This window comes from Arthrobacter sp. UCD-GKA, assembly GCF_001863355.1.
GTDB lineage: Bacteria > Actinomycetota > Actinomycetes > Actinomycetales > Micrococcaceae > Paeniglutamicibacter.
On the sequence record NZ_MOLR01000010.1, the window covers coordinates 12,625 to 25,781 of the forward strand.

Annotated in this window: 12 protein-coding genes; 5 read left to right on the top strand and 7 right to left on the bottom strand. The window is 59.5% G+C overall.

Annotation, left to right across the window (positions count from 1 at the left end; all coding sequences use genetic code 11):
• Positions 1–163: 163 nt before the first annotated feature.
• Entirely contained in the window at positions 164–4,654 is a 4,491-nt protein-coding gene (locus BLJ79_RS23010; protein WP_071215911.1) for a DUF4082 domain-containing protein, read from the top strand.
• A gap of 55 nt (positions 4,655–4,709) precedes the next feature.
• Here BLJ79_RS23010 and BLJ79_RS16725 read toward each other — a convergent pair whose 3' ends face one another.
• Positions 4,710–5,726: a TolB-like translocation protein gene (locus tag BLJ79_RS16725; RefSeq protein ID WP_139194925.1), complete on the bottom strand. Its 1,017-nt coding sequence runs from the start codon at positions 5,724–5,726 to the stop codon at positions 4,710–4,712.
• A 5-nt stretch (positions 5,727–5,731) separates the two neighbouring features.
• Complete coding sequence (locus BLJ79_RS16730; RefSeq protein ID WP_139194926.1) at positions 5,732–6,109, bottom strand: hypothetical protein; 378 nt, start codon at positions 6,107–6,109, stop codon at positions 5,732–5,734.
• A 13-nt stretch (positions 6,110–6,122) separates the two neighbouring features.
• On the opposite strand from BLJ79_RS16730, the gene BLJ79_RS16735 reads away from it, so the two are divergent.
• A complete protein-coding gene (locus tag BLJ79_RS16735) occupies positions 6,123–6,380 on the top strand; it encodes a hypothetical protein (RefSeq protein WP_139194927.1) in 258 nt (85 codons plus the stop codon).
• Between the two features lie 332 nt (positions 6,381–6,712).
• On the opposite strand, the gene BLJ79_RS16740 is transcribed toward BLJ79_RS16735, so the two are convergent.
• The 5 genes from BLJ79_RS16740 to BLJ79_RS16755 form a co-directional block, all read right to left on the bottom strand.
• Positions 6,713–7,579, bottom strand: coding sequence for a hypothetical protein (locus BLJ79_RS16740; RefSeq protein ID WP_071215915.1), 867 nt, complete (start codon positions 7,577–7,579; stop codon positions 6,713–6,715).
• 180 nt (positions 7,580–7,759) lie between these two features.
• Entirely contained in the window at positions 7,760–9,022 is a 1,263-nt protein-coding gene (locus tag BLJ79_RS16745) for an NYN domain-containing protein (RefSeq protein WP_071215916.1), read from the bottom strand.
• Positions 9,023–9,286: 264 nt separating this feature from the next.
• The gene (locus BLJ79_RS23415) at positions 9,287–9,439 is read right to left on the bottom strand and encodes a hypothetical protein (RefSeq protein ID WP_175475514.1); all 153 of its coding nucleotides are present in this window, start codon (positions 9,437–9,439) and stop codon (positions 9,287–9,289) included.
• A gap of 51 nt (positions 9,440–9,490) precedes the next feature.
• Positions 9,491–9,676 (bottom strand): hypothetical protein, encoded by a 186-nt coding sequence (locus BLJ79_RS23420; protein WP_175475515.1) that lies wholly within the window; start codon positions 9,674–9,676, stop codon positions 9,491–9,493.
• A gap of 712 nt (positions 9,677–10,388) precedes the next feature.
• Positions 10,389–10,745, bottom strand: coding sequence for a VOC family protein (locus tag BLJ79_RS16755; protein ID WP_071215918.1), 357 nt, complete (start codon positions 10,743–10,745; stop codon positions 10,389–10,391).
• A gap of 559 nt (positions 10,746–11,304) precedes the next feature.
• Between BLJ79_RS16755 and BLJ79_RS16760 the strand changes: the two genes are divergently transcribed.
• From BLJ79_RS16760 to BLJ79_RS22550, 3 genes are all read left to right on the top strand, one after another.
• Positions 11,305–11,526: a Flp family type IVb pilin gene (locus BLJ79_RS16760; protein ID WP_071215919.1), complete on the top strand. Its 222-nt coding sequence runs from the start codon at positions 11,305–11,307 to the stop codon at positions 11,524–11,526.
• Positions 11,527–11,666: 140 nt separating this feature from the next.
• Positions 11,667–12,050: a TadE family protein gene (locus BLJ79_RS22545; protein ID WP_083411392.1), complete on the top strand. Its 384-nt coding sequence runs from the start codon at positions 11,667–11,669 to the stop codon at positions 12,048–12,050.
• Positions 12,038–13,120 (top strand): pilus assembly protein TadG-related protein, encoded by a 1,083-nt coding sequence (locus tag BLJ79_RS22550; protein WP_083411393.1) that lies wholly within the window; start codon positions 12,038–12,040, stop codon positions 13,118–13,120. Before BLJ79_RS22545 ends, BLJ79_RS22550 begins: the two co-directional genes overlap by 13 nt.
• Positions 13,121–13,157 lie beyond the last annotated feature (37 nt).

Sequence of the window (13,157 nt, forward strand, 5' to 3'; positions counted from 1 at the left end):
AGACCGCATGCGCATAATTCTTGGGGTAAAGAAGATGGCATCGTCAATTGGATTTTTTCGGCCCATCCGTCGCATCTTTGCGGCTCCGAACCATCCACAGGGCACTCCACCGCCCCAAGCCCGAAAATCACGACGATACCTCGCCCTGGCCAGTGCACTGGCCATGGTCGCAGTCACTCTCACGGCTCCCAGCACGGTGGCGGCAGATCCCTGCGCGCCCGGGGCCAACAAGATTGTCTGCGAGAACTCGAAGCCGGGAACCGACCCGGAAAACTGGGACATCAATGGGTACGGATCCGACACCATCCAGGGATTCGCAACGGAGATCAGTGTCAACATCGGCCAAAAGATCGATTTCAAGATCGATACGGATGCACGAAATTATTCGATCGACATCTTCCGCACCGGGTGGTACCAAGGCAAGGGTGCCCGCCAGATAGCGTCGGTCACCCCCTCGGCCAGCTTGCCGCAGACCCAACCGGAATGCCGCAACGACGTGGCCACGGAATTGGTCGACTGCGGCAACTGGGCGGTTTCGGCCAGTTGGACGGTTCCTGCCGATGCCGTGTCAGGAATCTACGTCGCGAACCTGTACCGGGCCGATATCAATGCAAGCAGCCACATCACCTTCATCGTTCGTGACGATTCAAGCCACTCGGATGTCGTGTTCCAGACCTCCGACCCAACGTGGCAGGCCTACAACACCTATGGCGGGTCAAGCTTCTACCAGGGCGCGGCCAACGGGCGCGCCTACAAGCTCAGCTACAACAGGCCGTTCGCCACCCGGGAAGCGAACCACCAACGGGACTTCTACTTTGCCAATGAGTACCCCACCGTCAGGTTCCTGGAACGCAACGGCTACGACGTCAGCTACATCAGCGGGGTGGATACAGATCGACGGGGAAATCTCCTGACAAACCACAATGCCTTCCTGTCGGTCGGGCATGATGAATATTGGTCGGGACAGCAGCGCTCCAACATCGAGGCCGCCCGGGATGCCGGAGTCAACCTCCAGTTCCTGACCGGAAACGAGGGCTACTGGCGCACCCGCTACGAGGCCTCCACGGTCGACGGGAAGGCCTACCGCACTTTGGTCACCTACAAGGAGACGTGGTCCAACGCCAAGATCGACCCCAGCAGCGAATGGACCGGAACGTACCGCGATCCACGATTCGCCCCGGCATCCGAGGGTGCGGCCGCACCCGAGAACAACCTGACCGGGACCCTTTACATGGTCAATGACGGGGACCTGCCCGTAACGGTCAATGCGCAGGAGGGCAAGACCCGCCTGTGGCGCAACACCCCGCTGACCTCCTTGGCCTCTGGAACGAAACGGGCCCTGGCTCCCCACACCATCGGGTACGAGTCCAACGAGGCACCGGACAACGGCTTCCGGCCAGCCGGGCAGGTGTTCCTGTCCACCACCACCGGAGCCGTACCGCAATACCTGCAGGACTTCGGAAATTTCGTGGCACCGGGCACCACCACGCACCACCTGACCCTGTACAAGGCAGCCAGCGGCGCCCTCGTGTTTTCCGCCGGTTCGATCCAATGGGCCTGGGGACTCGATGCGGAACACGACGGAGACGGCGCACCCGCGGATTCGATCATGCAACAGGCACAGGTCAACCTCCTGGCCGACATGGGTGCCCAACCCACAACCCTGATGTCGGGGCTCGTGGCAGCGGCCAAGTCCACCGATACGACAGCACCCAGCATCAGCATCACCACTCCCCCTCCGGCGAGCGCCAAGAACGGGAAGAAGTACACCGTTTCGGGAACCGCCGCCGATGCCGGTGGCGGTGTGGTGGCCGGGGTGGAGTACTCCACCGACGCCGGGGCGCACTGGCACCCGGCCCAGGGGACGACCAACTGGTCCTTTGACTACGTCCAGCATGGCATCGACGGCGAGGCCCTGTGGGTGCGCGGCATCGACGACAGCGGAAACTACCCGGCCACCGCGACGGTCATCCCGCTGACGGTCACGGGCCCGTACAGCGTGTTCGGGGAGACCACCCCGGTCCAGCCGGATTCGGGCGATCCGTACGGAGTGGAATTGGGGCTGCGCTTCACCCCGACCACCGACGGGTTCGTCGCCGGCGTCCGCTACTACAAGAGCGCGGCCAACACCGGCCCGCACACCGGGTCGGTGTGGTCCATGGATGGCCAGCGCCTGGCCACGGTGTCGTTCGCCGGCGAAACATCCAGCGGCTGGCAGGAAGCCAAGTTCACTTCCCCCATTGCCGTGACCGCGGGCACCGAATACGTGGTGTCCTACTCGACGACCAGCGGGCACTATGCGGCCAAGGATTACCTCTTTGCCTACTCCGGCATCACCGTGGACCCGCTGCACGTGGCCGGGGGCTTTGGCGCCAATCCCGCCGGGGTCTATGACACCAACGGGTCCATGCCAACCAGCACCTTCCAGCAAAGCAGCTACTACGTCGATGCAATCTTTGAATCCCAGGATTCCTCCCCGCTGCGCGCCTACAATTCCAGCCCGCTCGACACGGCCAAGAGCGTACCGGCGGGCACGGCGATTGCCGTGACCTTCTCCCGTCCGGTGCAACCGGGAACCGTGAATATTTCCGTGAAGACCGCGGCGGGCGCTTCGGTGGCCGGGAGTACGGTCTACAACTCCACGTCACGCCGGGCAACGTTCACGCCGACCACTGCCTTGGCCGCGGGAACCAGCTACACGGCCACGGTGTCCGCACAGGATGCCCAGGGCATCAGCGTCAGCACCGGCACCAGCTGGAGCTTCACGATGGTGAAGCCCGATGCGGCCGCCGGGGATTGCCCGTGCGGGCTGTACCAGGACTCGGCCGTTCCCTCCACGGGCCTGGTCGATGACAACACCCCGCTGACGTTGGGCATGCGTTTTGTCCCCACGGAAAGCGGCAAGATCACCGGAGTGGAGTTCTACAAGGATGCGGGGAACATCGGTGCCCACACCGGCAAGCTGTTCTCGTCCAACGGCACCCTGCTGGCCAGCGTGAACTTCGCCAACAACGGCGCCTCGGGATGGCAATATGCCGCATTCTCCGCACCAGTGGCAGTGCTTGCCAATGCCCAATACACGGTTGCCTACACGACGGAAGGCACCTACTCCGTGACACCCAACGGGCTCCTGGATCCCACGAGCTACGGTCCCTTGCACACCAATGCCAACGCCGGCACCTTCACCTATTCCCTGGGGTACCCCAACAACGGCACCAGCACCGACTACCTGGTTGACGTGGCATTCGTTCCTGACGGAGCCCAGGCCATCCAGGTGGTCTCCCGGTCCCCGCAACCTGACGCACTGGAGGTTCCCGCCACCGCGAAGGTCGTCACCGTCCTGAACCAGGCGGTGGCACCAGGGTTCCAGTACACCCTGACCGGCCCGTCGGGATCCGTGGCCGGTACCGTGACAACCTCAACCGACAAGAAGACCTTGACATTCACCCCGTCTGCGGCCTTGGCCAGTGGCCAGGCCTACACGGCCTCATTGAAGAACGTTTCCAGCACCGGCGGGGCGCTGCTCGAAGATCAGGTGTGGTCATTCCACACGGCCAGTGCCGATGGCTCGCCGACCACATTCTTGGGCACCCAGGTTCCTGCCAACCTGGACCCGCAAGACCATGACTCGGTTGAGTTGGGAGTGCGTTTGCACACAAGCAAGGACATTGATGTCTCCGCCATCCGCTTCTACAAGGGATCGCTGAACACCGGGATCCATACGGGCTCGGTCTGGAGCGAAACCGGGACACGGCTGGCAACTGCGACCTTCACCAATGAGACTGCCTCGGGATGGCAGACGGTGCAGCTGAGCAACCCGGTGCGCATTGCTGCCAACCAGACGTTCGTTGTCTCCTATTTGGCCCCCAACGGTGGCTACGCCTACACGGCGGGTGACTTTGCGCAGCCGCGCACCGTCGGTGCCGTGAGCACCGTGGGAAGCAACGGGCTCTTCGTGTACGGATCAGGTGGAACGGTTCCGAGTAACACCTGGGGCGATACGAACTACTTCGTTGACCTCATCTACAATACCGTGCAAGCCCCCGTCGCAACGCCAGCTCCGTCGCCAACACCGACAGTGAGCCCCACTCCGACTCCGACACCAACGCCAACCGTTACGCCGACTCCCACTCCCACTCCTACTCCGACGCCAACCCCGAGCCCCAGCCCGTCACCGACCGCGACCCAGGTGAACCTGTTTGGTTCCACGCTTCCGTTGCTCTCGGACTCGCTGGACACCCGCTCCGTTGAGGTCGGGCTGCGGTTCAGCACCACGGTCCCGATCACGGCCCGCGGGGTGCGGTTCTTCAAGGAGCTCACCAACACCGGTACCCACACCGGGAGCATCTGGAGCAACAACGGGCAACGGCTCGGCACGGTGACATTCACGGGTGAAAGCAGCCGCGGATGGCAAAGCGCCACCTTCGCCACGCCGCTGGCCCTGCCCGCCGGAACCTACACGGTCTCCTACCTGGCACCCCGGGGGCATGTTTCCACCACGGCGCTGTTCTTCTCCAAGACGTTTACCGACGGGACCGTCACGGCCAACACCAGCAACGGCAGGTACCGCTACGGTTCGGGAGGCGTCATGCCCGCCTCCACCACGACGATGCGCAACAACTACTTCGTGGACCTGATCTACTCGCGGCCGTAGGAGCTTGGGGCCCTTACGGCGGCATCCGATAAGTGGTCGCCCTTCTTCCAGCTCCTCAGCGCTGGATGGAGGGCGACCACGCATGTTCAATGAACACCTTCGGGGTGGCTCCGGGAACCAGATCCAGGGAAAAGATGTCGGCATCCCCGGGCGTCTCTTCCCGCGGCTGGCCAAAGAGCAGCGTGTCGGCATCCAGCCATTCAAGCTGGTCGTCAAAACCCGACTCGAGCGGGTAGAGCGTCTCGGTCCTCTTGGCGATGTCCAGCACCGCGATGTCCCAATGCGCCGGGGCGGAATCCGCCCGGCGCTTCTTGTAGGCAATGAGCTTGCCATCCGGGGAGATCGACGGGCATTCGGCGTTCTCGCCGATTGCGGTCAGGGTCTTGTCCCGCAGCGAACCCTGCACCAACCAGGTCTGCTTGCCCGAGGCCGCCGTCGCATAGAAGGTTTGGGCATCCTTGGCAAAGGTCACGCCCCAGACGTTCCGGTCCGCGGCGGTCAGCTTGGTCCCGCCAACGAGGATGTCGAAGTCCTGCAGGTTTCCATAATTGGTGCCGCCGGGAACGGCAATGACCGTCTCGGTGGAGAAGCCGACGAAGTCGTAGGATTCGCCGGTGATGAAGGCGGTGACCCCGACCATGCCGGTCGGAGAAACCCGGGTGCGGCTGGGTTCACCGGGCAGGGCCCTCTCAGACAGCAGGTGCCCGCCGATGCTGTAGACGGTCGAATCGTAACTGGTGTTCATGCCGCGCAAGGCGCTGAGGCACGAAAGCATTCCGCCGGTGCGGTACACCCGGTCGCAGGACAGCCCCGTGTCGGTTCGCGTCCCGTTGGGGCTGTCCAGGGGCGCCCAGGCGACCTTCCCGTAGTTATCGGTGGCTCGGGTGTCGCGGAAGACAACGGCGCCCTCCAGCGGGATCTGGGCGATGCCCTCCGGGTTCTGTTGCGCCGCTACGGCGGGGGCCTGGGTTCGTTCTTGGAACCCCATGAAGGAGTTCACGGCGAAGCCCCCGGCCACCAGGACGGCCACCACTACCAGGGCAGCGAGGATGTACTGTCGTTTGGGTTTCACGTCGGCTACTTCCCGACCACGTAGGAACCGAATGCGGCGACCGTGGTGGCACCCGTGGGAGCGGTGCGGACGGTGGCAACCATGGTGTCGTCCCCGAAGCCCAGGGTGATGCTCTTGGCTCCGTCTGCGGCGGTGCCTCGGGTGGCGACCCAGCCCCGCTTGGCGGCCTGGGACTCGTAGTACTTCAGGACCGCTTCGACGCCCAACGAGGTGCGGTAGTTGACCGCGACCTGGATTTTTCGCCCCTGCGTGCTGACGGAAGAATCAACGATGTGGGCGCCTTCCGGTATCGGCATTGCCTTGGTCGGGAATCCCGAGGTGAGTTTCCCCTTGGCCGTCCCTTCCTTGGGCACCGTGCCGGAAAGCACCGGGGCCTTTTTCACGGATTTCGGCAACGTGGTCGCACTGGGCTTGGCACTGGCCGGAACCTCGAGCTTGGGTGATTCGATCGCAGAGCCGGGCGCCGACGTACTCGGTGATTTCGACGACGTGGGTGCCTTGGTCGACGATGCCGCCGGCTGCGAGGCTGGGCCCGTTGTGGCGGCCGAGGCCGAGGAGCTTTCACTGCCCGGAACCGTCACGCTTGGACTCGCCGAGCCTGCGGATCCGGGAGCACTGTTGGAAGTACTCGGAGTGGGTTCGCTAACGACTTGAGTTGCAGCAGGAGTGCGCGCGGCAACGTTAAAGGCGATTGAGGCTCCCACGAGCACTACGATGACGGCGAGCGCCCACGCCAGCCACTTCTTGTTCTGCATTTTCCCCCACCAATGCGATCGGCCGCATCCGGGTTGCCACGGCCCCAAGCCCAATATTCCCTGTGGTTAGCGTACAACCCGGTGCCCGCATACGCCATGGGCCGGGCATCCGCGCACTGGCGCTCGTAACATGAAATCCACCTCCGCATCGGCCGAGTGTCCCGGGAGCGTAAATCGTTCGTGGGACACCGGCCCGATAACGGAAATTATCTTGGCGAAGACACCCGCAAACTACAGCCTGACCGGATAGCGCTTCGCGCTGATGACGAGATCTTCGAGAGGCGAGTCGTCGGCTTCGTGGGCCAAATTCGCCAGGCCCATGTATGCCGCCTCTTGTGCCGAACGGGCAGCCACCGTTGAAGTCCAGGTGACCAAATGCGCCTCATCCACACCCGTGATTTCCACGGACTGCATGGAATAGGAATCCTCGTCACGCAGGGGAAGCTCATCTGTGGTGGCGTTCAGACCGAACCAGTCGAAGTCTCTGTTCTTGAGCAATCCGCGGAAATTCTCCACAGGCCCTTCTAGGTCATCCAGCTGAAAATCGCATTCCACCCGGACGGTGTACGTCTTCTGGGGATGGTCCACGGAAGCCCATTTCGGCATGCGCTCCGATATTGCGTCCCACTGGTCATCGGTGAGGGTCCACGGATTCTTGCCTACGGCGCCATAGGGCTTAAACATGACAAATCCGACGAAGCGCGGGTCCTCCTTCAATTCCACCCTCGTCACTCGACCGTCGCGGAACCAGTGCGTGAAGTGCATACGGACTGAGAGACGGCGAGTATCCTTCTCAAGATTCTGGTGATCAACACGCTTCCGGTGATAATCACGTTCGTGAAATCGCATATCTATTTCTGCGACGGTTCCGAGTGCGACAGCACCGGCGATGTCGCCGGCCCCCATCTGCCAGAGCACCAAGCGGTCGCCAACCTGTGGCTCCGCGCCGGACCGATCTGCCGGCGGCCAAAACGGCTTGGAGTTTTCCGAGTGCACGATTTGTTCCGCATGGTCGTGCACAGTGTCGACTTCAACGCGTATCAGCTCATGCACAGTGTCGACGTCAACCTGAATCAGCCAAATATCCGTGGATTCCATGTTGTAACTCCCCCAAGTTATTGGATCCGCAGAACCGGATCCATGAAGCAATAGTGGCATTTCATTCGAAGTTTGGACAGGTTCTGGACGAAATCGTTGGTGCGAGTTGGCGAACCGCGACGCAGGAAGCACGATGTAAATCTGGCCGGTTGGAGTTGCCAAGTCCTCGGTTTTGGCCCCTTAGGCATAGGAATCATGCAGCACGGCTGCACGGCCTGCTTCGAAACGGACACGGTAGTCTGTGCGAGTCAATGCGTGGTCCAGGACTTGGTGAAGTAGCGGGAAACCAGCGCTAATCGGCGTGAACCCCTCGATGACGGTCCTCAATTGAATTCCCACCTGGCTGAGATTCAAGCCGTCGGTACCGCATACCTTCACTTCGTGCCCCAACGACCCAGCCGTGAATTCCCTGCGGACGGCATCCAAAACGACTTTCTGTGCCCGGGTTGCTATGGCATTCGGGGCTGCCAACTCTCCCTCAGGATTCTGCACGGTGGTACAGGCAGCCGCGGTGGACGCCTGCGCGGGACCGGTTTCCATGGTTTCTAGCGCACAGTACGTCGCCAAGAATTCGGTCAGAGTCTTGGATCCGCAAGCCTTGTAACCAAGTTGCGGGTACTCGCTGCGCAAGCGGCTGCCCAACGCGGCAGCGTTGACCTTGTTATCGACCAACAGATCAGGGGCCTGCTCGATGATCTTGTAGATGGCACGTCTAAACTCTATGACGGCCGAGAGCTTGCTCCGATCCGGAACCTGATCCGTTCGGACCACCGTGAGCTTGGATTGCTTGATGGAATTCTTCTTCGCAGCCGTCGCGGAAGCCTTGGGAACATTGGGAATTTTGGGAACCGTCTTCACAACCGCAGCAGCCGATGATGAGGGTGCTTTCAGCAACTTCTCCGATACCGTCAACTGCACCATCGACATCTGAATTTGGTGGTATTCATCGGCAACGGACTTCAAGAGCGAATTGACAATGCCGGATTCCGGATCATTGGTAGACACCACTATCACGAACTTGTTCAGTGCATGAAGCCTGCGAATCAAGGGAATGAACCCTCCATCCCCGGTGGCAAGCACAAACACGTCAATCCACGGCGACTCGTGCGCGACCGAAAGGGCATCCACGCACAACTCGATGTCGGCAGCGTTCTTGACCTGCTTGTCAAAGGAAAAAATCTGAACCGGCTCGATGCCCAGCTCAAGGATCTCTCGCTGGAAGCCGGCCATCACAAGGCTTCCCCAATGTGCATAGGCGCGAGCCAAGGCGGTGCGTGAGCCGACGCCCGTTTTCCGCACAATGCTTTCGATTCCGCTCATCAGCTCACCAAGCCGCAGCCCGGTGCTCCCCACTGCTTTGCCGCCAACAAGGTTTTCCATGTCGATGAACACGGCGACATTGCGATGCACCGATTTGGCATCCCCCATGCCCATGATTCCCATCCCCCGATCGTTCGCACATTGGAAACCTTCCCCAAGGTCCAAGTTGCGCGATTCTTTGTTCCACTCATCTTGGCAGAGAATCCGTAAAATCACTGCACACACTGCTTGGATTTTAACGAGGGGTTGCCTCGTGGGGTCGGGACGGTGCGTGCACCCACCCTTCTCCGGCACCTGAGGCGCTCCATGTGTCGACATCGTGGCGCCACGGCACTGCACCGTTGGTCGGGCAGGCACCCCCGCATCAGCCCGACCAATGGCGTTCGCTCAGTCGTCGCGGGACTCCTTCACCCGTGCCACCAGCTGGGTCGGGTTTACGAACCGCAGCGCCACCACCAAGATGACCAGCATCGTCGCGGTGTAGAGCACACCCATGCTGGAAACCAGCTGCCAGGCCTCGCCGCCGCCTGAGTACGTCATGGCGCGGTAGATCGCTACCACCAGGGTGACCGAGGTCGGGCCGGAAATCAGTTAGGTCAGTTCGAACATGCCCACGGTCCTGACCAGCACCAGGATGACGGCAGAGAGAATTCCGCGCACCAGCAGCAGTGCGTGGATGCGTGAGAACACCCGCCGCATGCTCGCCCCGGACATGCGAGTGGCATTATCGCTGGTCTGATTGATCTGTTCGATGAACGGGGTCATCGTCGGGATCACGAACGGCACCAAGTTCACCAGGGTGACAGCAACACCGTGCGGCCCAGGCCGAAGTTGTACATCATCGTGGCCAGGGCATGCCGTAGGTGAATGGCGGCAGCAGCACCGGCAGCAGGAACAGCATCTTGACCGGCTTAGAGAACGGGAAGTCCCGGCGTGCGAGCACCTAGGCAGTGGGAACACCGGTCAGCGCCGAAAGGACGACGGCCGTGAAGGACGCGCCGAAGGTCACCAAGACGAACTGGCGGCTGCTTCTCTACGCAGCGGCGGCTATTGGAATAATTATTCAGGCCGTGGAATGAGGAGCCAAACCCAAAGCGTCAGCTGGATCGAGGAACTCGACTGTCTGAACCACATACTCCAGCGAAAGTCATCGCATGTTGCAGCAGGATCGGCGGCGAATGGTCCTGCAATGCTGCACGCTTTCTCGAACGCTCAGGAATGAAAGCTTCGGGAGCTCGCTCCCGATCCCCAGTGTAAATACGCACGCACTGTTCTTGGCGTGAAAAAACATATGCTTCGAGCAAGTCAAGCTCTGCTCGGTCAAAATCTAGGGATTGGCCAAACAACGATGATTCAGCATGCCCCGCAGGTCATGACGAGGCCCTCGTTGAATTGACCAAGGGGCCGCATCGACAACCTTGCACGGTGTCGATGCACTATGAGATGACTTCACTTCAGCAAGTAGCGGCGCGTAATCATTGATTCTTGGTTACCAACTTACTAAGCAAAACGGATGCTTCTGCGGGTCCAGGTACACACGGTAGCTTTTGGACCCTGCACCCATCGAAGTCGCACCCATCGAAAGTACCTCATTTTCGGCAATGTCTAGATCCTTGACCCTGACGTCGATGTGGGCTTGTTGCGGATGCACGTGTCCTGGCCATTCCGGCGCCACATAGGGATCCACACGCTGGAAAGCAATCGCGGGTCTATCCGGAGCGTCTCCGATGCCGACCCAGTCATCATCGTTCTCCACTCGAACCATGCCAAGCAGTTCTTCGTAGAAATTCGCCAACATATCAGGGTTTTCACAGTCGATAACCAACGCCTGCCAAGAGCCAACCATGACCGCACGCCCCTCCGGATTCTGGTGTGTGTAGGTTTTCTTGCCCCATCATTATGCGCCGGCTGATCAACAGCCACCAGAGAAAACAGTGGAAGACATAGATGGTTGTGGCACCAACGCCAAGGCCACCGATATTCGGTTCCTTGCCATGCCGCATAGACCCGCGATTGCTTTCCAGCGTGTGGATCCCTGGGCTCGAGAACCCGCGCTTGATTGCAGTTACCCGCTATGTCGCGCTCGGGTTACAGAATTACCGGCGGCCTTCAGCTGAACTCATGAACCGCTTCGCATGAAAATTACTCGAGTGTTAAATCCGGCTAAGCCGTTTCAGAAAACAATTCACACGAGTCCTTTACAGACTCAAAAATCTCTCCTAGACTCCAACGTAGATGCCAGCGGTTGGGGAACCGCTTGGGGGGGCTACTCATAAGTAGTAGGCATCGGATGGGGTCTAGATTCTTGGGGACCACTTCATTCCTCCATAATTTCTCATCAAGATTGATTCGCTGGGGGGCGAAAAAATTTCGCACCTTCTTGACGTAGAAAATGGAGTTTCAACATGAACACCTTGTTCGCAAACATCTACATTGGTCTCCACACTGTCGCAGGCAAGCTGCGCCGTGATGAAAAGGGAGCAACCGCCGTTGAATACGGCATCATGGTTGCTGGCATTGCCGTCGTCATCATCGCGATCGTTTTCACGCTCGGTGGCGCAATCGGTGACATGTTCACTGACATCACCGATCGGATTGGCAACCCCGACGGAATGCCAACAGCGTAACCCTGAATCGCAATCTAGCGATGGGCATAGACGTGGCTAACAGCTAGCTACGCCAACGGCGGGTGATCGACGACAGCTCGATCACCCGCCACCTTATCAATCGAGTTCAGCTCCGATACCCACTTGGGGAGGGTAGACGCATGGCAACCGAAAGGCAACGTGGCGCTTCAGCAGTCGAATTTGCCTTGATCCTTCCAGTCCTCTTGACTTTAGTTCTTGGAATAGTCGAGTTTGGAAACTTTTTTAATCAACAACTATCAGTGACACAAATTGCTCGTGAAAGCGCTCGCCAATATGCCATTCATCATTCAGATTCGGGCGGCTACGACGTAGGGGCGAATACACAAACGACAGCAACACTCATGGGCCTGGGCACCTTAGACGATGTCTCAGCAACTTCTTGCAGCACAGGAACTACCACCCTTGTGACCATCACGATGAAATATGTTCCACTTACAGGCTGGCCAATGTTCCTGAGTCCAGACGAGATTGTTGGGCAAGGAGCAATGCGATGCGGTGGATGACAAAAAAGAGGACACTCGAACGCCTCCACGATGACCGCGGTAACTCCACAGTGCTGGTTGCACTATTGATGGTCGTGCTGCTCAGCTTTGCTGCCATCTCAGTAGATATTGGCAAGTTCTATTGGGAAAAGGCTCAACTCCAAAACGGTGCGGATGCCGGCGCCCTTGGTGTAGCTTCAGCATGCGCCAATGACCCAAGTTCGCCCGTTTGTAGTAGCAATCCAGAAATTCTTGGCGAGCTCGTGGACGGTAATGCCAATGATGGAGTCTCCGTCGCAGAGCCTGCACAGTTCGGCTACACAGTCTCCGGAAAAAAGAATTCAGTTACCGTAGTAGCTCGTGCCTCTGAGCATGGTGCCACTCCCAATAGTATTTCCACGCTGTTCGCTCGCTTCCTCTCACCAAATCCTGTTACCGAGGTAAAAGTAGGAGCTACCGCTACAGCGATTTGGGGACCTCCGAAGAGCGCGACTTCCACTTTCCCAATAGCCTTTTCCTTTTGCGAGATCGATTCTTCACCTACCGGCGATGGTGAGTTGAAGTTCCTTCAAGCCCACGGCGACACTCTCACCAACTGTGGACCACCTTCCGGTCAAGAACTTCCAGGAGGCTTCGGCTGGCTGTTCCCAGACTCAGATAGCTGTTCTGCAACTACGAGCATAGACGACACGCCTGAGCCTTCGAACACTGGCGGGGGAACCGACACTCTCACTACAGCTGCTTGTCTGAAAGTTCTTGAGGAATGGCGGACCACACTGCTCAGTGGGGGAACTGTTGAAGCTGTATTTCCGGTATTCGATTTCGCCCCTGGTCAAGGCAGAGGTGGAGGCTACGTCATCGAAGCGTACGCTGTCATTGAGATCCACGGATGGTTCTTCTCCAACGGCATGGGTCACGATGGACTCCTGATGTATCCACGCCCCAAGCACCCCGCATTTCCGACCGGTGGCGGTGCAAGCAAAACAGGTGTTGTCGGAAAATTCTTGCGATATGTTCTCGAAGATTCAAACGCCGAAGCTGGGGGTGAAGACTTTGGTTTTGGAACTGAAGTTGTTAGCTTATCCAAATAAATATGTGTCGAAATAATAATCGATATTTGAAAATCAT